Here is a 22,466-nt window from a genome sequence, read left to right as displayed (position 1 = left end):
TTAAGATACGCATAGGGACGTTAGGCAATGCGGATTGTCAAACCAATAGACTCGTAAATCAATGAACCTCAAAATTTCTCGCCAGCATTAACACCATTTCCATTCGAACCGTGTAAGTGTCCCGAAGCACCGGAATCCAAGGGTATGACGAAACATTCAAATGCCGTCGCAGATCGACGTTTCAACTCAGATATAACCAGTGCTGCATTTTCGGGAATTCCGGATGCCGCGTTCTATCGTGCGGTAGGCACGGCTGCCGATGTCGGACTTGTCGTGCAATCCATGGATGGCATCGTTTTGTGGGCGAATGAAATCTACGCTGAAATGATGATGATCCCGTTGGATCAGATCATTGGCCAAAACCCGCTGTCCTATGCGCTACCGATCAAAGACACGCCAAGTGCAGCTGACATTGCCGCGTTCCGTTACCGCAATGAACAAAATGAAAAATCGCAGATCGCGATCTTTGAGAACCGGCGCGGCAACGGGGAAAGCTTTTGGGTCGAACTTCACGTCGCTTTCGACACAATCCGCGAATTCGGCGAAGTCGCGATTGTCGTAGCGCGCGACATCAGCGATCACATCACGCGCCAAATGGAACTTACGGCAACATCCAAAAAACTTTCTCAAATCGCAGCAACCGATAGCCTGACAGGGCTATCCAATCGACTGAATGTGATGCGTCGCATGTCGCAAGCTTTAAGTGATGCGGATGACGGTAAAACGGGCGTCGGCCTTCTTGAAATTGACCTTGATCATTTCAAAACCATTAACGACAGTTTTGGCCATTCGGCTGGAGACAAGATACTCAACGGGATTGCCGATACCTTACGACAGGTGATTACCGACGATGATATCGCCGCGCGGATTGGTGGCGATGAATTCCTTGTACTCTGCCCTAATGCCCAATCGCTTGATGCGATCGAATTGATCGGCCAGAAAATCATCAAAGTGAATGATGACGGGCGGCATCTAAATGGTGGGTCCCTGCATTGTGGGCTCAGCATCGGCGCAGCCTTCGCCAGTGAAAAAAATCTAAGCCCCGAGGATTTGCTCAGACGTGCGGATTTCGCCCTGTATGAAGCCAAAAATGGCGGACGCGGACGCGTCGCGACTTACGACAAATCATTGCATGCCAGACAAGTTGAACAAGCCCGATTGGGTGATGAACTATGTGCGGCTGTCGACAACGACATGATTTCGTTTCAGTTTCAGCCGACCATGGACCTAAAGTCAGGTGTGATCTGCGGCTTTGAAACGCTCGTGCGCTGGCAGAACCCGCGATTGGGGCTCATCTCACCCGCCGATTTCTTGCCGCTCGCCAAGAATTTAGGGCTAATGGCCGACATTGACTTTGCAGCCCTTCGTGCAGCCTTGGACCTGAAGGTCAAACTCAACGAAAATGGCCACCCAAATATCAAAATTGGCCTGAACGGTTCAGCCGAATTGCTGGGTCATCCTGCTTTCTTCCAAACCATGATGACCGAACTCGCGGACCGAAACCTCGACCCCAAAGACGTCTTGATTGAAGTCCTCGAAACTGTCGTTTTCGACGATATAAGCAAGTCCAATCCCTTAGTACAAACCGTGCAGAAACTTCATGACGCAGGCATCGCGACGCTGCTAGATGACTTCGGGACCGGCCATGCAGGCCTAACGCATTTGGCGACCTTAGCGGTGGACGGTGTTAAGATTGATCGGACGTTAACCCAAAATGTCCTGACCGACCCAACCAGTGCCAAAATCATCTCTGTCATGTACGAACTTTGCCGTGATCTTGGTCTGGTCGCAGTCACGGAAGGCATTGAAACGACCGAACAGGCACAGGCCATCGTCGATATGGGTGGTAGCGTGATGCAAGGTTATTGGCTTGCGAAAGCGATGCCCGCGGCTGACGTGCTCGATTGGCTCGCAAATCGGACGAATATCGTATCGCAGATCGCACGTTCACCAATTGCCGCCGCCGCCCCACCCCGCTATTGAGGGACAAACTTTTCTAACGGAGCGTCCATCATGGCCAGCAATCAATTCGTCTACTTCATGGACGGCGTGTCCAAAACATATCCGGGCGGCAAGAAGGTGTTTGAAAACATTCGCCTCAACTTTCTGCCTGGCGTGAAAATCGGTGTTGTCGGTGTAAACGGCACCGGTAAATCGACCCTGATGCGGATCATGGCCGGTCAGGACAAAGATTTCGCAGGTGAAGCATGGGCTGCCGAAGGCGCGCGCGTCGGTTACCTGCCGCAGGAACCGCATCTGGACGAAAACCTGACAGTCCGTGAAAACGTGATGCTGGGTGTGGCCGACAAGAAAGCGATCCTTGATCGCTACAATGAAGTCGCCATGAACTACTCCGAAGAAACCGCCGACGAAATGGCGAAGCTTCAGGATGAGATCGACGCGCTGAACCTCTGGGATCTGGACGCGCAAATCGACGTGTCGATGGAAGCCCTGCGCTGCCCGCCAGATGACGCCGACGTTACGACCCTGTCGGGTGGTGAACGTCGTCGCGTGGCACTGTGTAAGCTGTTGCTTGAAGCACCTGACATGTTACTGCTCGACGAACCAACCAACCACCTTGACGCCGAAACAATTGCATGGCTGCAACAGCATCTCATTGATTACAAAGGCACAATACTGATCGTCACCCACGACCGCTATTTCCTTGATGCAATCACCGGCTGGATTTTGGAACTCGACCGTGGCGCGGGCATCCCGCACGAAGGCAACTATTCCTCGTGGCTCGAAGCCAAAGCCAAGCGTATGGAACGCGAAGCCAAAGACGACAAATCCAAGCAGAAAACGCTGGAACGCGAACTCGAATGGATGCGCCAAGGCGCAAAGGCCCGTCAGGCAAAATCCAAAGCCCGGATCGCGTCCTATAACGAAATGGCGAACCAGTCAGAGCGTGAAAAAGTCGGTCGTGCCCAGATCATTATTCCAAACGGTCCGCGTCTCGGATCCAAAGTGATCGAAGTCACTGATCTGAAAAAGGCGATGGGCGACAAACTGTTGGTCGAAGGCCTGTCATTTGATCTACCACCCGGCGGCATCGTCGGTGTGATCGGGCCAAACGGCGCGGGTAAATCCACGCTTTTCTCTATGCTGACGGGCCAGAACCAGCCGGACGAAGGCACCGTTGAATTTGGCGACACAGTGAAGCTGTCCTATGTGGACCAATCACGCGATGCCCTGTCGGAAGACACAACTGTTTGGGAAGAAATTTCGGGCGGTGCGGAGATTATCGAACTAGGCGACGCATCGATGAATTCCCGCGCTTACTGTTCTGCCTTTAACTTCAAAGGCGGCGATCAACAGAAAAAGGTCGGCCTGCTGTCAGGCGGTGAACGTAACCGTGTTCACATGGCTAAACTGTTGAAATCAGGCGGTAACGTACTGCTGCTCGACGAACCTACAAACGATCTGGACGTCGAAACACTGCGGGCATTGGAAGACGCGCTCGTCGATTTCGCAGGCTGCGCGGTGGTCATTTCCCACGACCGTTTCTTCCTCGACCGGATTTGTACGCACATCTTGGCCTTTGAAGGCGACGCGCATGTTGAATGGTTCCAAGGCGCGTTTTCTGATTACGAAGAAGATAAAAAGAAGCGTCTCGGCGCCGATGCAATGGAACCGAAGCGCATGAAACACAAAAAATTCGTGCGCTAAACCATTCGAGGTGTCCGGCTTCGGTCGGGCACCTTTACTTTCGTTTGACGAATTCCGTCAAAATGACAATCCGCTGACCTTCGACTTTGCCTTCGATATGACCTGCATTGTCCGGCACCAGTGAAATATTGCGCACGGCCGTTCCACGCTTTGCGGTAAATCCTGCACCTTTCACGGGCAAATCTTTGATCAGCACGACCGTGTCGCCATGTTCCAGCACCATGCCGTTGCTGTCTTTGTGGACAACTTGGACCTCACCGACAGCGCGCGCCATCACGTCAGGTTCCATCATCAGGTTTTCGCGGGCCTCAACGGCCCAAACCTCATCGATTCCCCCAAGTTTGCGCCAAACTGCGATTTGGACAGCAGGCACAACAGACCAGACCGCACCTTCAAGGCAGCGCCAATGAACCGCAGGTGCGTCGTCAGATCGGCACGTTTCGCATAAAAGGACGTGATCTTCGCTCGTGATCTCTACACCGCTAAGTTGTTCTGTCGCGCCGCAAAACTCGCAGACCGACCCTGCCCGATCCATCAATTCATCCCAACGCATGCCACTACTCCTTAGGTGTTTAACCGCCTGTCGCACTGCATTGGCACAAAGGCAACCCGCGATTTTCCTTGCAACTAGGGCGACAAAAGCGCATGTAGACAAGGCAGACGTTATTCTATCTCGACCCACTGTTTTCCAAACGGCTACAGTCTTTCGATCTAGCACTGACCACGCCACGCTATCGCAAATCCGCGGATGGCATTGAAAACATGAAGGAAAACACGATGGCTACTGGCACCGTGAAATGGTTCAACACAACTAAAGGCTTCGGCTTTATCGCTCCTGATGGCGGCTCCAAGGACGTATTCGTTCACATCTCCGCTGTTGAGCGTTCCGGCCTGACTGGCCTGCGCGACGATCAGAAAGTTACTTTCGACATCGAAGCTGGCCGTGATGGTCGCGAATCTGCGGTTAATCTCGCACTCGCATAAGCTACGGCTTACGACACAGGGGCGCGCGTCTGCGGGCGCCCCAATCCAGACTTGGCGCAAATCAGCTTATGATTGCATAGCCGGTCAAAAAACCCCCAAAATTTCTTGATTTCTGATTTGCCCCGCGTAACATCCACGCGCGTGTTGACCTCATCAATCATTACGCCACTCGGGCCTAATGCTGCGATGAATGCGTCGCACGCCATTCCGCTGCAATGCCGCGAGCGGGAGCAATAAAGGAAGAACGACATGGCTTCAGGCACTGTCAAATGGTTCAACACAACCAAAGGTTACGGCTTCATCGCGCCAGACGGTGGCGATAAGGATGTTTTTGTACATATTTCAGCAGTCGAACGGTCCGGTCTTACCGGCCTGCGCGACGATCAAAAGGTCAATTTTGACATCGAATCCGGCCGTGATGGTCGCGAAAATGCGGTTAATCTGACCGTAGCAGACTAAATCCCACATAGCGCTGGTGGGGGCATTCGCGGATGCCCTTGCCCACAGATTTTACTGCTGCAGGCCTTGCGCAAATGCCAGCACATCTGGCCCCATGGCCGCCACGATAACCCGAACGCCTTCGGCGTTGGGATGGATGCCGTCGCGCTGCATGAATTCAGCCAACCCGTCCTGCATGCCAGCCGCTGCTTGCAACCCTTGGAAAAAACTGGGGAAAAGGGGGGCATCGAATTCGGCAGACAGGTCCGAATACATCGCTTCGAATTCGGTTTTATAATCCAGCCCATAATTACTGCCGGCCCGCAGCCCGACCATCATCACATCGACGCCTTTTGCCTCAGCGGCTTCCAAGACGCCGCGCAAATTGGCCCTGCTCACCGCCGGATCGATCCCCCGCAAATAATCATTGCCGCCCAGCGTCACGATCATCCCGTCCACATCCGAGGTTAGCGTCCAATCGACCCGCGACAACCCGCCCGCAGTTGTATCTCCTGACACGCCTGCATTCCGCAGATCGACCTGCAGGCCCTGCGCTTCCAACCACGCATCAAGCTGTGGAACAAATCCATCGCCTTGCGCCACGCCATACCCTGCTGTCAGGCTATCACCTAAGGCCGCAAGGACGATTTCGTCGGCCGCCGCGTAACCAGTTGTCAGGACTGTGACGATAGAGAGGTTGCGCAACACCCCAAGTGCCCCATATCCAAAGGAGAAGATTTTGCTAAAGGCTGTGGCCATGACTGATCCTGTACTCTCGCTTTCAAATGTTTCACTGACCTTGATGGGCAACGCCGGTCCTGTCGATATCCTGCACGACATTGTGTTGGATGTCAGCCAAGGGGAAACCGTCGGTCTCGTCGGGCCTAGTGGGTCGGGCAAATCATCGCTCCTTATGGTGATGGGCGGCTTGGAAATGGCATCATCCGGATCGGTTCTGTCGCTGAATCAGGACCTTACCGCAATGAACGAAGACCAGTTGGCCCGCTTTCGTAGGGATCATATGGGGGTGGTCTTTCAATCTTTCCACCTTATCCCGACAATGACCGCGCTTGAAAACGTCGCGACACCGCTGGAACTTGCGGGCGATAAGGATGCGTTTACCAAAGCGGCCGCCGAACTCGCCGCCGTTGGTCTAGCCGACCGCGCGGATCATTACCCCAGTCAAATGTCCGGTGGCGAACAACAGCGTGTCGCACTTGCCCGCGCATCAGCACCGCGCCCCCGTATTCTGTTGGCCGATGAACCCACTGGGAACCTTGATGAAACCAATGGCCGCGCAATTATGGACCTGCTGTTTGATCTGCGTGATCGACATGGTGCCACATTGATTATGGTCACACATTCCGCTGATCTTGCTGCGCGATGCGACCGTGTTGTGCGTTTGCGTGATGGCAGGATTGACCCTGCAAAGGCCGCAGCATGAGCATCGCGGTTGCTGCGAAATTTGCGCGGCGGGAACTCCGGGGCGGCTTGCGCGGCTTTCGCATCTTTCTCGCGTGCCTCGCGTTAGGGGTCGCCGCGATTGCAGCCGTCGGAACAGTCAGGGCAGGCATTCAAGCGGGACTGGACCGCGAAGGTGCAGCACTACTTGGTGGAGACGCAGAGGTCGAACTGACCTATCGTTTCGCGCGTGACGACGAATTGGCGTACCTCAACGATATCGCTGACGTCGTGTCCGAAACCGTGGATTTCCGGTCCATGGCCGTCACGGACACCGAAGACCGCGCATTGACGCAAATCCGCGCTGTCGACGGTGTTTACCCGTTGATTGGGCAAGTGCAGCTGACGCCCGATATGCCGCTTGCCGACGCTCTGGCGGACAATGGTGCTGTCATGGAACGGGTGCTGGTGGATAGGCTCGGGTTGACCATCGGTGACACCTTCCGCCTGGGTACGCAGGATTTCACGCTACGGGCAGTGCTGACAAAATACCCCGACAACGCGTCCGGCGGTTTCGGGCTTGGGCCGCGCACGATTGTCCTGACCGACGCGCTTGCCGGGTCGGGCTTGATCGCAGAAGGTACATTATTTTCAACGCAATACAGACTAAACCTGCCTGACGGTACGGACCTACAAGCTGCAGAAGATCAGACCAAAGCGACCCTGTCCGACGCAGGCCTCAGGTGGCGCGACAGCAGGCGTGGCGCAGGCGGGACAGAACGGTTTGTCGAACAGATCGGATCATTCCTGATCCTGATGGGGTTGGCGGGGCTCGCTGTGGGTGGGGTCGGCGTATCAGCAGCCGTGCAGGCCTACCTTGCTGGCAAAACCAACGTGATTGCCACGTTGAAAACGCTTGGGGCGACCAGTCGCACGATTTTTCTGACATACTTCTTTCAGATTGGCGTTCTCACCATTCTTGGCGTCGCACTTGGCGTTATCATCGGGGGCGCAATCCCAGTTATCTTCGCGCCATTCATCGAAGCACGCCTTCCGATTCCAGCCGAATTTACCTTTGATCCTCGCCCGCTTGGCGAAGCGGCAATCTACGGCGTTTTGGCCGCGTTGATCTTTACGCTTTGGCCACTTGCAAAAACCGAAGACATCCGCGCTGCCACCCTGTTTCGTGATGCTTTCAGCGCTGGTAAGGCCTTGCCCCGTTTGGGATATCTCATCATGACGGCCGCATTGCTTGCCGCACTCGTGGGGCTTGCTGTGGCGTTTACGGGCAACGCATTTCTAACCCTCTGGACAACTGGCGGCATTATCGCAGCGCTCGTGATCTTGATTGTCGCAGCCATCATCATCCGATTCATCGCGCGACGCCTGCAACGGCCAACGCGTGGCAGACCCGCCTTGCGACTGGCCCTTGGCGCGATCGGATCACGGGGCGGCGAAGCGACGGCGGTCGTCTTGTCGCTGGGGCTTGGTCTTTCTGTACTGGCGAGCGTGGGTCAGATCGACGCGAATTTGCGCAGTTCTTTGTCGGAAGAATTGCCGCAAAACGCGCCGTCCTATTTCTTTGTCGATATCCAACCGGATCAAATCGATGGCTACACCGAACGTCTGGCAAACGACCCTGCCGTCAGCAATATAGAAACCGCGCCGATGTTGCGCGGCGTCATCACCACCATTAACGGACAAGATGCGACAACTTTCGCAGACGGACATTGGGTCGTGCGCGGTGATCGCGGGGTGACTTATGCCAACGCGATGCCAGACGGCACGACAATCACCGAAGGCGCATGGTGGCCGGAAGACTACGACGGGCCGCCATTAATCAGCTTTGCGGACGAAGAAGCGCGCGAAATGGGGCTGTCGATTGGCGACGACATGGTGATCAATATCTTGGGCCGCGACATCACTGGTACCATCGCCAGTTTTCGCGATGTCAGCTTCGAAGACGCAGGCATGGGCTTTGTCATAGCGCTCAACCAGTCGGCGCTCGCAGGCGCGCCCCACAGTTGGATTTCAACGGTTTACGCCGAAGAAGCAGCCGAAGCGCAGATCCTACGCGATCTTGCCACGGCATACCCCAACATCACAGCGATCCGCATTCGCGATGCCATCGACCAAGTTGTCACCTTGATCAGCGGCATATCTGCGGCAACGCGCTACGGCGCTTTGGCGACGTTATTGACCGGATTTCTAGTTCTCATTGGCGCGGCAGCCGCCGGAGAACGCAACCGCACTTACGAGGCTGCCGTCCTTAAAACGCTCGGCGCATCCCGCGGCCGCATCTTGACCAGTTTTGCTTTGCGCGCCGCGTTGCTGGGATTTGCGGCGGGTGCCGTAGCACTTGGCGCAGGTATCTTGGGCGGATGGGCCGTTTCGACTTTCATCATGGAAACGGATTACGCCATTGTCTGGTCCAACGCATTGCTGATCATCGGGGGTGGCGTCGCCGCGTCGCTTGTTGCGGGGCTGGCCTTTGCAATAAGACCGCTGACGGCACCACCCGCGCAAATATTAAGAGCCCGTGAATGACCGATCCGACTTTCTTTGGCTACGGAAGCCTCGTGAACTTGAACACCCACGATTATCGTCAACCTCAGCGCCGAAAAATCGACGGATGGCGGCGCGTTTGGCGCAGCACAACGTTGCGCGACTTTGCGATTCTATCTGTGACGCCCGATCATGGCACAACGCTTGATGGCATTTGCGCGCAGGTTCCGAACGCCGATTGGGCCGCGTTGGATGATCGTGAATTTGCTTATCGTCGCCAGCTTTTGCCGGACCAGACCGCGATTTACGAAGTTCAGGATAACATCATTTATCCAGCAGGCGGCCCCCACCCTATTTTACGCAGCTATCTTGATGTCGTCATTCAAGGATACCTGCGCGAATTCGGACAGGACGGCGCCGCGAATTTCTTTGCAACAACAGATAATTGGGGGCCGATCAAAGACGATAGAACCGCCCCCATTTATCCGCGCCATCAGGTATTATCGCCCGATGAAACGCGGTTTGTTGATGACCAGCTTTCAAAACTGGTCCGCGCTTAGACCTTAGGTTTCGTCTGCAGCAATGGCATCACATCCGCCATTTCTGGCCCACGCTGCAAACCTGTCACGGCTTGGCGCAGCGGCATGAACAACTGTTTGCCCTTACGGCCAGTTGCCTCTTTCACCGCTGTCGTCCATGTGGACCACGTGTCGGCTGCGTAGGGAGGTTCGCCTAACATATCAAATGCTTGCGCGATAAATTCTTTATCCTCATCTGCGACAAGCGGCGTAGCCCCGTCGCGGAACAACGCCCACCACCCCGGCAGATCGTCCAAGGTCGCGATATTGCCCTTCACGACGTCCCAGAAAGGCGCGGCTAAACTAGCGGGAACACCGGCAGCTTCGATTTCGGCTGCAACTGCCGTATGATCCATGGTTGCCAGATACCGCGCTGTCAGCGGTTTCAGGTCCTCTGCGTCGAATTTCGTCGGTGCTGATCCGAATTTGGAAATGTCGAAACCTTCAACGATTTCGCCAATGTTCGCGCGCAGCTCTACCGGATCGGATGACCCCAAACGCGCCATCAGCGACAGGATCGCCATCGGCGCAATTCCTGCTTCGCGCAAGTCTTTCAAGGCCAATGTGCCCAGCCTTTTTGACAAAGCCTCGCCCTGTGGACCAGTCAACAATGAATGGTGTGAAAACGTTGGGACTGTGCCGCCAAGTGCCTGAATAATCTGGATTTGTGTCGCCGTGTTGGTCACGTGATCCGACCCGCGTACAACGTGGGACAGGCCCATTTCTGTGTCATCAACAACGGACGCCAATGTGTACAGAATCTGACCGTCGTTCTTGAACAAAACCGGATCTGACACCGACGCCGCATCAATCGAAATGTCACCGATGATGCCGTCCGTCCATTCGATGCGTTCGTGATCCAGCTTGAAACGCCAATGCGATCCGCGTTCCTCGCGCAGTTTGTTCTTTTCGTCTTCGGACAACGCTAACGCACCACGATCGTAAACCGGCGGCTTGCCCATGTTGAGCTGCTTTTTCCGTTTCAAATCAAGCTCAACTGGCGTTTCAAAGCATTCGTAGAGCCGCCCCATATCGATCAATCGCTGCTTCGCATCAAGGTAGCGATCCATGCGGGCGGATTGATGTTCAACCCGATCCCATTCGATTCCAAGCCATGTCAGGTCTTCCTTAATGCCTTGAATATATTCGTCTTTTGACCGTTCCTGATCCGTGTCGTCGATCCGCAGGATAAAGGTGCCGCCGGCCTTGCGGGCGATGGCGTAGTTGAACAAGGCAGCGCGCAGGTTACCGATATGTAGCCAACCAGTGGGCGAAGGGGCGAAACGAGTCGTAGTCATTGGAAATCTCCTGTTAGGGCCATTGACCATGACAGGTCGCGATTGTCCAGTTTAGCTAGGCTTTACGGGCCAACGCGCGCCAAGATCATCAAGCCCTGCTTGAATAATCTCGGCGACAACATCGATATCCACGTCAGCGAGCTTGTTTATATAAAGACAAGCCTTACCCAATTTGTGCTTCCCAAGGCGGTTAAGGATGTGCCCAAAGTCTTGATATCCCGGCATAATATAGAGCGACAGGTTTGCCTTGCGCGGGCTGAATCCGGTCGCGCACATGTCGCCTTCGCGCCCGCTATCGTAGGTGTAATGATATGCTCCGTAGCCAATAATCGTCGGCCCCCACATGCGCGGTTGCCAGCCTGTGATGTCGCGAAATAAAGCGTCCAGCGTTTCGGCATCGGCCCTGCGTGTCGGGTGATCGATCCCCGCGATGAAGGCGGCGGGCGAGATTTCGGTTGCCTGTGTCTTGTTGTCAGCCATGATGTCCTCCGCTTGAAAACAAGGTTAACAGAGCCGCCCAAAATGACAAAATTGATTGTCACTAGGCGTGCACAACCCATGCACAAGGCGTGCACTGGCGTCGCGTTAACCATTTACCTTGCGCAAAACAGCAACAGCGACACCAAAGACCACCAGCAACAGGCCAATGACGGTGATCCAAACTGCAGGCGTAAAGGTTTGTGGAGCCAGCCGCCCGATCGCCAATAGGCAAACCGAACACACTACGCAAAACGCGACGACCAAAGCCGCCACGCCGCGCTTTGTCTGGTTCGTCAACTTTGGTCTCGGAAACCGTTGACGATTGGGTAACGACGATCCAGCCAGAAGGCGCGGTTCGACAGACGTGTGCCCGGCGCGGATTGGAATCGCTTGTATTCGGAAATGTAGAGCAGGTGTTCGACGCGTTTCACGGTCTCGCGTTCGTAACCTGCAGCCACGCAATCTGCGACGGACCGTTCTTCGTCCACGAGCATTTTGAGGATACCATCGAGGATGTCATAGGGCGGCAAGCTGTCGTCGTCGCGTTGATCAGGGCGCAATTCGGCCGACGGCGGTTTGTCGATGATCGAGACGGGAATCATTTCGCCAGCCGGCGCTTTCATCCAAGGGCGATGGTTGGCATTGCGCCAGCGGCAGGCATCGAAAACCCGCGTCTTGTACATGTCTTTGATCGGATTGTAGCCGCCGTTCATGTCGCCGTAGATCGTGGCGTAGCCGACGGCGACCTCGGACTTATTGCCTGTCGTCAGCAGCATTTCACCGAATTTGTTGGACTGCGCCATGAGAAGAACGCCGCGCAAACGGGATTGAATGTTCTCTTCTGTCAGATCTTCGTCGCGGCCTGCGAACAGCGGCGCGAGCGCTTCTGTCACGGCCGCGCGAGGCCCTGCGATGGACACTGTGTCGTAATTGCAGCCCAGCGCATCGACGACGCCTTGCGCGTCATCAAGCGACGATTGCGAGGTGTATTCGGACGGCAACATGACACCGCGCACGTTTTCAGGGCCCAGCGCATCGGCGGCGATGACCGCAACAATTGCACTGTCGATACCGCCGGACAGGCCCAACAGGACCTTTTTGAAGCCGGTTTTACCGCAATAATCACGCAGGCTTTCGACCATTGCGCGATAATCTTGTTCCAAATCGTCGGGAAAAATTGCTTTTTCGCCAGCGATGGCTTCCCAACCGTCATCGGTTTGTTCGAAATCGACGTGCGCCAAAACTTCGTCGAATAATGGCAATTGCACGGCCAGCTTTCCGCCCTTGTTCAGGACAAATGAACCACCGTCAAAGACCTGATCGTCCTGACCGCCAACCATGTTGACGTAGACAAGCGGCACTTCGTTTTCGATCACGCGGGCCACCATTTTGGACATGCGCACGTCGAATTTTTCACGGCGGAATGGTGAGCCATTTGGCACCACAAGGATTTCAGCGCCGCTTTCAACCATGGCTTCGGCGACGTCTTCATACCATGCGTCTTCGCAGATCGGGCTGCCGATGCGCGGACCATTCGGGATCGCGTATGGGCCTTGGATCGGGCCGCGCCGGAACTGCCGCACTTCGTCGAAGACATTGTAATTAGGCAAGAAATGCTTGAGCTGACGCGCGACGATCTTACCGCCCCGACAGATATAATAGGCATTATAAAGCCGATCATCGGTAAAATATGGCCCACCGATCCCGATGGTTGGCCCGTCTGCGCATTCAGCGGCGAGCGCTTCAATCGCGGCTTCGGCCGCTTGATGGAAAACCGGTTTCATCACCAGATCTTGCGTCGAATATCCCGCGATGAACATTTCGGGCAAAGCGACCATATCTGCGCCTGCGTCCTTGGCTGCGTCCCATGCTTTACGGGCTTTCGCCGCGTTTCCGGCAAGGTCGCCAACGGTTGGGTTCAACTGAGCCATGGTCAGGCGGAATGTCGTCGTCATCGTGCATTTTCCCTTTGGGTCTTGCCCCCGATGTAGCAGAATGTCGGCCTAAGGGAAGGTGATAACAGGTCACAAGGATGCCGCATCCGCTTCTCACAAATGACATGTGATTGATTAATGATTGTTCGATTGCGTTAAGTTGGTTTAACTTTGCGTAAAATAAAGAGCACGAGACAGGAAACGAATATGACATTCGGATGGCCTAAAGGCACAGCAATCGCACTGACACTTGGGATGGGGGTCGCCCTTTCCGGCGTGGCACATGCGCAAACCCAAACCAAGCAATACGACGATGGCGGCGTTTACGAAGGCGAGTTTCGTGACGGCAAACAGCACGGCCAAGGCACCTATCGGTTGCCCAACGGCTACGAATACTCTGGCGAATGGGTAGATGGCGAAATTCGCGGCACGGGTACCGCGACCTTCCCGAACGGGTCTATCTACGAAGGCACCTTTGCAAGCGGTAAGCCCGAAGGCACTGGCAAGATTACATTTGCCGATGGCGGCACCTATGAAGGTGACTGGACCGACGGCAATATCACGGGCCAAGGCGTCGCGAACTACGCGAATGGCGTGATCTACGAAGGCGAATTCCGCAACGCGCAGCACCACGGTGTCGGCACAATGCGCAGCCCGAACGGTTATATCTACGAAGGTCCTTGGATCAACGGCGTGAAAGAAGGCGTGGGCAAAGTGACCTACCCTGATGGCGCGGTGTACGAAGGCAACCTGAAAGCAGGCGAACGCGACGGTGAAGGTACGCTGACTGCGGCTGATGGCCTGATCTATGCAGGCACATGGGTTGATGGCCAGATCGAAGGATCGGGTAAGCTGACGCAACCGAATGGCGATATTTACGAAGGCACGCTTGTTGCGGGTCGTCGTCAGGGCGAAGGCAAAGTGACCTACGCAAATGGCGACGTGTACGAAGGCGGGTTTGTTGATGACAAACGCAGCGGTACTGGCACGTTTACAGATACGCGCGGCTATAAATATGTCGGCGATTGGGTCGATGGCCAGAACGAAGGTAATGGTGAGGTCACCTATCCTGACGGGTCTGTTTATACTGGCACGTTCTCGGCTGATCTGGCTGATGGGACTGGCAAAATCGTTTATCCGGACGGGTCATCCTATGAAGGTGACTGGCAGAACGGCGTGATCAACGGCACGGGCGTTGCGATTTTTGAGAACGGCCTTGTTTATGAAGGTGAATTCCTGAACGCGAAGAACCACGGGATGGGCAAGATGACCTACCCTGACGGCTATGTTTACGAAGGAGAATGGGTCGAAGGTCAGCGCAACGGTCAAGGCACTGCCACCTATGCAGACGGTACAGTCTACGAAGGTACGTTTGTGGACGGACAGCGCGACGGTACGGGTACGATCACTTTGCCAGACGGTTTCACCTACACTGGTGCTTGGGCTGAAGGCGAAATCAACGGCGAAGGCGTCGCGACTTACGCGAATGGCGACGTTTACGAAGGCCAGTTCGAAAGCGGTCGTCGTCAGGGTGTCGGCACAATGCGTTACGCATCAGGTCAGGAAATCTCTGGCGATTGGGAAGACGGTGCACTGGCGCAAGAGCCTGAACTGGAAGACGCACCAGCCGCCGAGTAATCGGACGACATGAATGAGAAAGGGCAGCCAATTGGCTGCCCTTTTCCGTTTCAGATCAAGCGTTTCCGCGTGTCGGACGGTCATTTTCAATGTTGAACCGCATACCATCCAACAATTCATCCAGATCAGGGCGCGACGCCGGACCGTTGGAAATATCCACTAACATCAGTTCGCCATTCGGGCGAACAGCGAATGTACCTGGTTCGGCAAACAGATCAGTCGTTTCGGCCTCTGACAAAGGGTCAGACACATACAGGCCCAGCGCCCGCATCTGATCGACTGTCATCCCGTAGCCAACATCGAAGGTCCAACCAAATTCGTCGACGTCTGCTTGCGCCTTTTCTGCTGTATCAGCGGACACGACCATCACATCCATTAACGCCGTCCAATCGGACAGCATGTCGTTGAATTTGTTCAGGTATCTTTTGCAGCGCGGGCAATGCTTGCCACGATAGACAACCAGCAGGGACCAGCGATCACGCATGCCGCCGAACGTCAGCTGTCCGCCGCCAAGTTTCGCAAATGTCATTTCCGGCACGGCAACGCCAACGTCGGGTTTAGAATGGGTCATTGAATTTCCTTAAACAGATCAGACCTAAACCTTATCACCTGCGTCAAGACGACCCAACCATGCATCCGCCTCTGCGATGATCACATCCCGTTTACCCTGATCCATACGGTTCCACGTGGCGTACATTTGCCCCATCCGCGGATTGTTCGAAAAGTGATCTTTGTGTCGATCCAAGAAATGCCAGTACAGCAGATTGAATGGACAGGCATCTGGGCCAGTTTTGTCCTTCACCTTATAGGCGCAGGATTTGCAGTAATCGGACATTTTCGCGATGTAATTGCCGCTTGAGACATAGGGTTTTGATGCAATGATACCGCCATCGGCAAACTGGCTCATCCCGATTGTGTTCGGGGCTTCGACCCATTCGAACGCGTCAGCGTAAACCGCGAGATACCATTCGTGGACCTGCTGAGGTTCGATTCCTGCAAGCAGTGCAAAGTTTCCAGTGACCATAAGGCGTTGGATATGGTGGGCGTAAGCCTCTTCTTTGGTTTGGTCGATTGCCTGCGACATGCATTTCATTTTCGTGTCCGCACCCCAATACATCGCAGGCAGATCGCGGTCGTGTTTCAGGATGTTGCGTGCCGTATAGTCAGGGCCTTCCAGAAAATAGATGCCCCGCACGTATTCCCGCCAGCCGATGATTTGGCGAATGAAACCTTCGACGGCATTCAGCGGCGCATCACCTTTTTTGTATGCCTCTTCAACGGCTTGGCAAACTTCAAGCGGGTTCAGGAGGCCCGCATTGATGTAAAGACCGACAATCGCGTGGTACATAAACCGCTGGTCCGTCACCATCGCGTCTTGGAAATCACCGAACTGCGGCAGGCCGTTTTTGATCCAGTGCGTCAGGTGACGCCGCGCCTGCGCTTGATCCGTCGCGAACCAGAAGGGGTGCAAATCACCAAAATTGTCGCCGAAACGGTCAGCGACCAAAGTCAGAACTTCTTCAACGATTTCATCGGGTTGGAAATGCATTGGCCCGTTGAAATCAATGCTGTCTGGTGCGGCCTTTCTGTTGTCGTGATCATAGTTCCATTTGCCGCCCTCAGGGTCGTCGCCATTCATCAACAGACCTGTCTTCCGGCGCATGTCGCGATAGAAATATTCCATCCGCAATTGTTTGCGCCCATCGGCCCACGTTTCAAAATCGCGATGTGACGCGATGAACCGATCATCTGGAAGGCTGTGGGTTTTCAACGGCATATCAGCCAAAGCTGAGATCAATCGCCATTCACCCGGTTCGGTGTAAACCACCCCAGTCGCATCGTGTTCGGATGCGCGCCGGATCAATTCACCAGTGATCGATCCGGTAGTGTCGGGGTCATCCAGCTTTGTGTAACACACCGTCCAGCCATCATCGCGCAGGCGGTTCGCGAATTTGCGCATCGCCGCGAAGATAAATGCGATTTTCTTGGGGTGGTGCGAGACATAGGTCGCTTCATCCATGACCTCTGCCATGACCACAATGTCGCGGGATTTGTCGGTCTTGCGCAGCGCGGATAGGTCATCCGACAGTTGGTCGCCGAGTACTAGAACCAATCTTACCATGGAATATCCTGCCCTGCGTAATCGAAGAACCCGCCGGACTGCGAAACCTCTAATGCATTGATGACATTGACCAAAGATGTCGCCGCATCTGGTGCGGGGGTGGTTTTGTGCCGGCCCGCGTATTTCGCTGTGAACGGCGTTTCGACGGTCCCGGGGTGGAGCGCGACGCAAATCGATTGCTTGTGAGACCGTCCCAATTCGATGGCCGCCCCGTGTACAATCTGGTTCAACGCCGCCTTGGACGCCCGATATGAATGCCACCCGCCGATGCGGTTGTCGCCGATTGATCCGACCCGTGCCGACAAGGTGGCAACCACGCTGCGCCGGTCTTTTGGGATCAATCGCGGTACATGTTTCAGGATCAACGCGGGCCCCACGGCGTTGACGGCATAGGTTTCGTGCATCGCCTCTGCCGAAATCGCGGAAAGCGATTTTTCGGGGTTGTGGGATTTGCCGGAAAGAATGCCGATGGCCGTAAAGATTGAATCGAACTGATCGGTGATTTGCCCGAGCACATCATCCACCGTTTCAGGGCGCGTGACGTCCAAACCGTCCGCCCGTGACAGTCCCGTGACGGCGACACCCTGCCCTGTCAATTCCGCGGCAACTGCGCGTCCGATGCCGCCTGAAGCGCCGATGATCAATGCATTTTTCATACCCTACAGCTAGAACCAGATGCAGGCAGGTCCAGCGGTCTGCTGCCGGATTTTCGCGGAAACATTTCAAAAAACACTTTTCATTCATATCCGCTGTTGTATGGTCGCCCTATGGATAGAACAGCACATATCATTTCTCGCGCGCCGATGCCGCGTTTGGCGTGCGCCGTTCTCCTACTTAGCTGCCTCTGAGCGTGCCATCCGGCGCGACCGCTCAGGGGTGACCAGCGCCAAGATACGCAAGCTAAGGAATTCACATGATACTGCCAATGACACGCCGGGCCCCTGCCCGCACTTTGACGTCGCGCTGCCAACAGGTTAACGCGACACCAACCCGCATTTTCCCAATTTCAAGCAAGGGCACAAAACGATGACCAAAGATAGAGTCCTGATCTTCGACACGACACTGCGCGACGGCGAACAATCACCCGGTGCGACAATGACCCATGCTGAGAAGTTGGAAATCGCTGAACTGCTGGACGAGATGGGCGTCGATATTATCGAAGCCGGTTTCCCGATTGCGTCTGAGGGCGATTTTAACGCCGTGTCCGAAATTGCACGGCTTGCGAAACGGTCCACGATCTGTGGGCTCGCCCGTGCCAATTACAAAGACATCGACCGCTGCTGGGAGGCGGTGAAGCACGCGAAATCGCCGCGTATTCATACGTTTATCGGCACATCGCCGCTGCACCGCGCGATTCCGAACCTGAATAAGGACGAAATGGCCGAGCGGATTCACGACACGGTCACGCATGCGCGGAACCTGTGTGACAATGTGCAATGGTCGCCGATGGATGCCACACGGACGGAAGAAGATTACCTGTGCCGGACGGTTGAAATTGCGATCAAGGCGGGCGCCACGACGATCAACGTGCCTGACACTGTGGGCTACACCGCGCCTGTTGAGTCCGCTGATTTGATCCGGATGTTGATCAATAAAGTTCCCGGTGCCGACGAGGTGATTTTCGCGACCCACTGCCATAACGATCTTGGCATGGCGACCGCCAATTCGCTGGCTGCTGTCGAAGGCGGCGCGCGTCAGATTGAATGTACAATCAACGGCTTGGGAGAACGTGCTGGTAACACCGCACTTGAAGAAGTTGTCATGGCGCTGAAAATTCGCGGCGATATCATGCCGTTCGAAACGGGCATTGATACGCGCAAGATCATGCATATCTCAAGGCGTGTTGCGACAGTTTCAGGCTTTGCTGTGCAGCACAACAAAGCGATCGTTGGTAAGAACGCGTTTGCGCATGAAAGCGGTATCCACCAAGACGGGATGCTGAAGAACGCAGAGACGTTCGAAATCATGCGTCCTGAGGATGTTGGTCTGTCTGGCACGTCCCTGCCGCTGGGCAAACATTCGGGCCGTGCTGCGCTGCGCGCCAAGCTGGCCGAACTGGGCTACGATGTTGCAGATAATGAACTGAAGGACCTGTTTGTACGGTTTAAGGATCTCGCAGATCGGAAAAAGGAAGTTTTCGATGACGACCTGATTGCGTTGATCCAGCAGAATGATGCCGTTGAGGATCGTCTGAAACTGAAATCCTTGCGCGTTGTATGCGGCACCGACGGTCCGCAAGAAGCCAAAATGGCGCTTGAGATTGATGGTGACGTGAAAGAGATCACGGCGACCGGCGATGGCCCTGTTGATGCGACGTTTAATGCGGTCAAAGGCTTGTTTGAACACTCTGCTCGCCTGCAGCTTTATCAGGTGAATGCTGTGACCGAAGGCACCGATGCGCAAGCGACCGTGTCGGTCCGTATGGAAGAAGAAGGCCGCATCGCGACGGGTACTTCTGCGGACACCGACACTGTCGTCGCCAGTGCAAAGGCCTACATCAACGCGCTGAACCGCCTCATCGTGAAGCGGGAAAAATCAGCGCCGGGTGAAGACATCAAAGGCGTAAGCTACAAAGATAGTTAACCCCTTGAGAGCGCGGAACCCTTTGGGTTCCGCGCTTCATGACCGATTGACGCGCTGCGGTTGCGAAAACCCTCAAAATCAGCTGATTTCTCCATCATCGAACCCCGATATGTTCGAAAATGTAAATTTCGACCGGAAAACCGGTAAAAAATCCACAATCCAGATTGCAAATCTTCAAGCAGCAAGAACGCGCCGAAACCTTTTAATCAAGGGGTTTCTTCCCTTAAGCCCTGCATCTATAAGGCCTCAGGCCCGACCCGTGGGGGAGTCGTGGCGCAGCACGTAGTTTTGCAATGGGAAGGCCAGCGGCATGGCAATTTGGGGCAGTTTGTTTTCGTCAGACATGGCGATTGACCTTGGGACAGCGAACACGCTGGTCTACGTCAAAGGTCGGGGCGTTATCCTGTCCGAACCTTCTGTTGTTGCCTACCATGTCAAAGACGGTGTGAAAAAAGTTCTGGCCGTTGGCGAAGATGCGAAGCTAATGCTGGGCCGTACACCCGGTTCCATCGAGGCGATCCGCCCGATGCGTGACGGCGTCATTGCCGACTTTGATACCGCCGAAGAAATGATCAAACATTTCATTCGCAAGGTCGCGAAACGGTCCACGTTTTCCAAGCCGAAGATTATCGTTTGTGTCCCGCACGGCGCGACCCCCGTTGAAAAACGCGCGATCCGTCAATCTGTTTTGTCTGCTGGTGCCCGTCGCGCTGGTCTGATTGCCGAACCCATTGCTGCGGCCATTGGTGCTGGCATGCCGATCACTGATCCGACCGGGAACATGGTTGTTGATATCGGTGGCGGTACGACCGAGGTGGCTGTGCTGTCGCTGGGCGACATCGTTTATGCGCGGTCCGTTCGCGTTGGTGGCGACCGTATGGACGAGGCGATCATTAACTATCTACGTCGTCAGCATAACCTGCTGATCGGTGAATTGACTGCCGAGCGGATCAAGACATCTATTGGGACTGCCCGTATGCCCGACGATGGACGTGGGTCGTCTATGATGATCCGTGGGCGCGATTTGCTAAACGGCGTTCCAAAAGAAACCGAGATTTCGCAGGCGCAAGTCGCGGAAGCACTGGCTGAGCCAGTCCAGCAGATTTGCGAAGCTGTGATGACCGCGCTTGAAGCGACACCACCAGATCTCGCGGCTGACATCGTTGATCGCGGCGTGATGCTGACCGGTGGTGGTGCATTGTTGGGTCAATTGGACCTCGCGCTGCGCGAACAGACTGGTCTTGCGATATCAGTCGCCGATGAATCGCTGAATTGTGTCGCAATGGGCACCGGTAAGGCGTTGGAGTATGAAAAACAGCTGCGGCATGTCATAGACTACGATAGCTGATCCGTCCCGTTGGGTCGGTCATTGTTTTCACGACCGGAGATTGCGTAACCCGTGGCACGCGATAGACAATCAGAAGATTATATCACGCCGCTGCGACGTCTTTTCGTGGGACTTTTGGTGTTGGTTCTGTTTGGCGTTTTCTTGGTCTGGCGGATCGACAGCCCTCGCGTCGAACGGTTCCGCGCCGCCGTGATTGACCGTGTGGTCCCGTCTTTTGATTGGGCTTTTGCGCCGGTGACCGGCCTTGTGAACCTTGTTCAAGATTTCCAAAGCTATCAACAGCTTGCCGAACAGAACAATGATCTGCGCCGCGAGTTGCAGCAGATGAAGGCGTGGAAAGAAGCCGCTGCCCAGCTCCAGCAGGAAAACGCGAAGCTGTTGGATTTGAACAACGTCCGTCTTGATCCGCAGCTGACCTATGTGACGGGCGTTGTGATGACCGATAGCGGGTCGCCGTTTCGCCAGTCTGTGCTGGTGAACGTCGGGATGCGCGATGGGATCGTGGACGGCTGGGCGACGATGGACGGGATTGGGCTTGTTGGCCGCATTTCCGGTGTTGGCCAAGAGATCAGCCGCGTGATTTTGCTGACCGATACGTCGAGCCGTATTCCTGTGACCGTTCAGCCGTCTGGTCAACGGGCGATTTTGGCTGGCGACAATACGCTGAACCCGCCGATTGAATTTCTGGATGACGCTGATGTCGTTCGCCCAGGTGATCTGGTTGTCACGTCAGGCGACGGCGGTGTGTTCCCCCCAGATTTGCAGGTTGGTCAGGTGGCGCGTGGCACCGATGGCCGCCTGCGCGTGCGCCTATCTGCCGATTATGAACGGCTGAAGTTCCTGCGCGTACTGCGAGCCCGTGGTCACGAGGTGATCAACGATCCCGGTGGATTGCTGGCACCGATCAACGGACCTGTTGTGAGCCCAACTGCAGAGGCAGCCGATGGCTGAAACACCGGCAACACAAGTCTGGGTCGGGCGCGCGGTCTTTGCGTTCATCATGGTTGCGATCATCTTTATCCAATTGCTGCCTTTGGATACGCGCCCCGATAGCTGGGCTGCCCCTGATCTGATGCTCACCGTTGCGTTGGCGTGGACTGCGCGTCGTCCTGATTTTGCGCCCGTCATTTTGATTGCGACGCTATTTCTGTTGGCCGACCTATTGTTTCAACGTCCGCCCGGTTTGTGGACCGGCTTGATGGTGATCGGCACTGAAATGATGCGTGCCCGTGCCCGCCGGATGCGCAACGTTCCGCTGATGCTGGAATGGGGCACGGTGGCTGCTGGCATTGTGGCGATTACCCTGATTTATCGCGTGTCACTCACAATTGTGATGACCCCGCAGCCGCCTTTGGGTTTGACCTTGATCCAAATGGTGATGACAATTGCCATATACCCGCTGGTCGTGGTGATCGCGCACTTTATCTTTGGTGTGTCGCGCCCTGCACCCGGCCAAACCGATAGCCTTGGGCACCGCTTGTGAAAGAT

Annotated in this window: 21 protein-coding genes; 12 read left to right on the top strand and 9 right to left on the bottom strand. The window is 55.2% G+C overall.

Annotated features, from left to right (window positions below; translation table 11 throughout):
• Positions 1-144 precede the first annotated feature (144 nt).
• Together AC0L7R_RS05575 and ettA are read left to right on the top strand one after the other, a co-directional pair.
• Entirely contained in the window at positions 145-1,983 is a 1,839-nt protein-coding gene (locus AC0L7R_RS05575; protein WP_473659431.1) for an EAL domain-containing protein, read from the top strand.
• Positions 1,984-2,013: 30 nt separating this feature from the next.
• The gene (ettA, locus tag AC0L7R_RS05570) at positions 2,014-3,669 is read left to right on the top strand and encodes an energy-dependent translational throttle protein EttA (protein WP_247129115.1); all 1,656 of its coding nucleotides are present in this window, start codon (positions 2,014-2,016) and stop codon (positions 3,667-3,669) included.
• 34 nt (positions 3,670-3,703) lie between these two features.
• Here ettA and AC0L7R_RS05565 read toward each other — a convergent pair whose 3' ends face one another.
• Positions 3,704-4,222, bottom strand: a complete 519-nt coding sequence (locus AC0L7R_RS05565; RefSeq protein WP_473659429.1) for a PhnA domain-containing protein — start codon at positions 4,220-4,222, stop codon at positions 3,704-3,706.
• A 224-nt stretch (positions 4,223-4,446) separates the two neighbouring features.
• Between AC0L7R_RS05565 and AC0L7R_RS05560 the strand changes: the two genes are divergently transcribed.
• Both AC0L7R_RS05560 and AC0L7R_RS05555 read left to right on the top strand, forming a co-directional pair.
• The gene (locus tag AC0L7R_RS05560; protein WP_090195363.1) at positions 4,447-4,653 is read left to right on the top strand and encodes a cold-shock protein; all 207 of its coding nucleotides are present in this window, start codon (positions 4,447-4,449) and stop codon (positions 4,651-4,653) included.
• A gap of 249 nt (positions 4,654-4,902) precedes the next feature.
• Positions 4,903-5,112, top strand: coding sequence for a cold-shock protein (locus tag AC0L7R_RS05555; protein ID WP_247129117.1), 210 nt, complete (start codon positions 4,903-4,905; stop codon positions 5,110-5,112).
• Between the two features lie 51 nt (positions 5,113-5,163).
• On the opposite strand, the gene AC0L7R_RS05550 is transcribed toward AC0L7R_RS05555, so the two are convergent.
• Positions 5,164-5,850 (bottom strand): GDSL-type esterase/lipase family protein, encoded by a 687-nt coding sequence (locus tag AC0L7R_RS05550; RefSeq protein ID WP_473659427.1) that lies wholly within the window; start codon positions 5,848-5,850, stop codon positions 5,164-5,166.
• On the opposite strand from AC0L7R_RS05550, the gene AC0L7R_RS05545 reads away from it, so the two are divergent.
• The 3 genes from AC0L7R_RS05545 to AC0L7R_RS05535 are packed head-to-tail and all read left to right on the top strand — an operon-like array spanning position 5,849 to position 9,557.
• Complete coding sequence (locus tag AC0L7R_RS05545) at positions 5,849-6,535, top strand: ABC transporter ATP-binding protein (protein ID WP_348108687.1); 687 nt, start codon at positions 5,849-5,851, stop codon at positions 6,533-6,535. The genes AC0L7R_RS05550 and AC0L7R_RS05545 overlap by 2 nt on opposite strands.
• On the top strand, positions 6,532-9,039 hold the full coding sequence (locus AC0L7R_RS05540; protein WP_473659425.1) for an FtsX-like permease family protein: 2,508 nt from the start codon (positions 6,532-6,534) through the stop codon (positions 9,037-9,039). Before AC0L7R_RS05545 ends, AC0L7R_RS05540 begins: the two co-directional genes overlap by 4 nt.
• The gene (locus tag AC0L7R_RS05535; RefSeq protein WP_473659423.1) at positions 9,036-9,557 is read left to right on the top strand and encodes a gamma-glutamylcyclotransferase family protein; all 522 of its coding nucleotides are present in this window, start codon (positions 9,036-9,038) and stop codon (positions 9,555-9,557) included. Before AC0L7R_RS05540 ends, AC0L7R_RS05535 begins: the two co-directional genes overlap by 4 nt.
• Here the strand turns inward: AC0L7R_RS05535 and gltX are convergent.
• The 4 genes from gltX to AC0L7R_RS05515 all read right to left on the bottom strand — a co-directional run bounded on the left by gltX (position 9,554) and on the right by AC0L7R_RS05515 (position 13,308).
• Entirely contained in the window at positions 9,554-10,873 is a 1,320-nt protein-coding gene (gene gltX / locus AC0L7R_RS05530) for a glutamate--tRNA ligase (RefSeq protein ID WP_473659421.1), read from the bottom strand. The genes AC0L7R_RS05535 and gltX overlap by 4 nt on opposite strands.
• Positions 10,874-10,924: 51 nt before the next feature.
• Positions 10,925-11,353 (bottom strand): DUF1801 domain-containing protein, encoded by a 429-nt coding sequence (locus tag AC0L7R_RS05525; protein ID WP_473659419.1) that lies wholly within the window; start codon positions 11,351-11,353, stop codon positions 10,925-10,927.
• Between the two features lie 105 nt (positions 11,354-11,458).
• The gene (locus AC0L7R_RS05520) at positions 11,459-11,650 is read right to left on the bottom strand and encodes a hypothetical protein (RefSeq protein ID WP_473659417.1); all 192 of its coding nucleotides are present in this window, start codon (positions 11,648-11,650) and stop codon (positions 11,459-11,461) included.
• Entirely contained in the window at positions 11,647-13,308 is a 1,662-nt protein-coding gene (locus AC0L7R_RS05515; protein WP_473659415.1) for an NAD+ synthase, read from the bottom strand. The genes AC0L7R_RS05520 and AC0L7R_RS05515 overlap by 4 nt, the downstream gene beginning before the upstream one ends.
• Before the next feature lie 234 nt (positions 13,309-13,542).
• Between AC0L7R_RS05515 and AC0L7R_RS05510 the strand changes: the two genes are divergently transcribed.
• Positions 13,543-14,925: an MORN repeat-containing protein gene (locus AC0L7R_RS05510; RefSeq protein WP_473660363.1), complete on the top strand. Its 1,383-nt coding sequence runs from the start codon at positions 13,543-13,545 to the stop codon at positions 14,923-14,925.
• A 55-nt stretch (positions 14,926-14,980) separates the two neighbouring features.
• Here the strand turns inward: AC0L7R_RS05510 and AC0L7R_RS05505 are convergent, their stop codons facing one another.
• The 3 genes from AC0L7R_RS05505 to AC0L7R_RS05495 are packed head-to-tail and all read right to left on the bottom strand — an operon-like array spanning position 14,981 to position 17,703.
• Positions 14,981-15,496, bottom strand: a complete 516-nt coding sequence (locus AC0L7R_RS05505) for a redoxin domain-containing protein (RefSeq protein ID WP_473659413.1) — start codon at positions 15,494-15,496, stop codon at positions 14,981-14,983.
• A 24-nt stretch (positions 15,497-15,520) separates the two neighbouring features.
• A complete protein-coding gene (locus AC0L7R_RS05500; RefSeq protein WP_473659411.1) occupies positions 15,521-17,047 on the bottom strand; it encodes a cryptochrome/photolyase family protein in 1,527 nt (508 codons plus the stop codon).
• Positions 17,041-17,703, bottom strand: coding sequence for an SDR family NAD(P)-dependent oxidoreductase (locus AC0L7R_RS05495; protein WP_473659409.1), 663 nt, complete (start codon positions 17,701-17,703; stop codon positions 17,041-17,043). The genes AC0L7R_RS05500 and AC0L7R_RS05495 overlap by 7 nt, the downstream gene beginning before the upstream one ends.
• 370 nt (positions 17,704-18,073) lie before the next feature.
• Here AC0L7R_RS05495 and AC0L7R_RS05490 point away from each other — a divergent pair, with 370 nt between their 5' ends.
• From AC0L7R_RS05490 to AC0L7R_RS05475, 4 genes are all read left to right on the top strand, one after another.
• Positions 18,074-19,630 (top strand): 2-isopropylmalate synthase, encoded by a 1,557-nt coding sequence (locus AC0L7R_RS05490; RefSeq protein WP_473659407.1) that lies wholly within the window; start codon positions 18,074-18,076, stop codon positions 19,628-19,630.
• Positions 19,631-19,940: 310 nt separating this feature from the next.
• Complete coding sequence (locus tag AC0L7R_RS05485; protein WP_473659405.1) at positions 19,941-20,978, top strand: rod shape-determining protein MreB; 1,038 nt, start codon at positions 19,941-19,943, stop codon at positions 20,976-20,978.
• 51 nt (positions 20,979-21,029) lie between these two features.
• Entirely contained in the window at positions 21,030-21,929 is a 900-nt protein-coding gene (gene mreC / locus AC0L7R_RS05480) for a rod shape-determining protein MreC (protein ID WP_473659403.1), read from the top strand.
• Positions 21,922-22,461 carry a rod shape-determining protein MreD gene (locus AC0L7R_RS05475; protein ID WP_473659402.1) on the top strand — a complete coding sequence of 180 codons (540 nt, stop codon included), beginning with the start codon at positions 21,922-21,924 and terminating at the stop codon, positions 22,459-22,461. The genes mreC and AC0L7R_RS05475 overlap by 8 nt, the downstream gene beginning before the upstream one ends.
• The last annotated feature ends 5 nt before the right edge of the window (positions 22,462-22,466 follow it).

Source organism: Yoonia sp. D2-7 (genome assembly GCF_055809435.1).
Note: the sequence above shows the minus strand (reverse complement) of the source record. Positions and strands in the feature narration are given on the sequence as shown.

Coding starts and splice junctions, on each gene's coding strand:
- AC0L7R_RS05550 (WP_473659427.1), bottom strand. CDS start 5,850: ATGGCCACAGCCTTTAGCAAAATCTTCTCCTTTGGATATGGGGCACTT.
- AC0L7R_RS05500 (WP_473659411.1), bottom strand. CDS start 17,047: ATGGTAAGATTGGTTCTAGTACTCGGCGACCAACTGTCGGATGACCTA.
- AC0L7R_RS05565 (WP_473659429.1), bottom strand. CDS start 4,222: ATGCGTTGGGATGAATTGATGGATCGGGCAGGGTCGGTCTGCGAGTTT.
- AC0L7R_RS05485 (WP_473659405.1), top strand. CDS start 19,941: ATGGCAATTTGGGGCAGTTTGTTTTCGTCAGACATGGCGATTGACCTT.
- AC0L7R_RS05540 (WP_473659425.1), top strand. CDS start 6,532: ATGAGCATCGCGGTTGCTGCGAAATTTGCGCGGCGGGAACTCCGGGGC.
- AC0L7R_RS05490 (WP_473659407.1), top strand. CDS start 18,074: ATGACCAAAGATAGAGTCCTGATCTTCGACACGACACTGCGCGACGGC.
- AC0L7R_RS05495 (WP_473659409.1), bottom strand. CDS start 17,703: ATGAAAAATGCATTGATCATCGGCGCTTCAGGCGGCATCGGACGCGCA.
- AC0L7R_RS05555 (WP_247129117.1), top strand. CDS start 4,903: ATGGCTTCAGGCACTGTCAAATGGTTCAACACAACCAAAGGTTACGGC.
- AC0L7R_RS05475 (WP_473659402.1), top strand. CDS start 21,922: ATGGCTGAAACACCGGCAACACAAGTCTGGGTCGGGCGCGCGGTCTTT.
- AC0L7R_RS05510 (WP_473660363.1), top strand. CDS start 13,543: ATGGGGGTCGCCCTTTCCGGCGTGGCACATGCGCAAACCCAAACCAAG.
- gltX (WP_473659421.1), bottom strand. CDS start 10,873: ATGACTACGACTCGTTTCGCCCCTTCGCCCACTGGTTGGCTACATATC.
- AC0L7R_RS05515 (WP_473659415.1), bottom strand. CDS start 13,308: ATGACGACGACATTCCGCCTGACCATGGCTCAGTTGAACCCAACCGTT.
- AC0L7R_RS05525 (WP_473659419.1), bottom strand. CDS start 11,353: ATGGCTGACAACAAGACACAGGCAACCGAAATCTCGCCCGCCGCCTTC.
- AC0L7R_RS05535 (WP_473659423.1), top strand. CDS start 9,036: ATGACCGATCCGACTTTCTTTGGCTACGGAAGCCTCGTGAACTTGAAC.
- ettA (WP_247129115.1), top strand. CDS start 2,014: ATGGCCAGCAATCAATTCGTCTACTTCATGGACGGCGTGTCCAAAACA.
- AC0L7R_RS05505 (WP_473659413.1), bottom strand. CDS start 15,496: ATGACCCATTCTAAACCCGACGTTGGCGTTGCCGTGCCGGAAATGACA.
- AC0L7R_RS05545 (WP_348108687.1), top strand. CDS start 5,849: ATGACTGATCCTGTACTCTCGCTTTCAAATGTTTCACTGACCTTGATG.
- AC0L7R_RS05575 (WP_473659431.1), top strand. CDS start 145: ATGACGAAACATTCAAATGCCGTCGCAGATCGACGTTTCAACTCAGAT.
- AC0L7R_RS05560 (WP_090195363.1), top strand. CDS start 4,447: ATGGCTACTGGCACCGTGAAATGGTTCAACACAACTAAAGGCTTCGGC.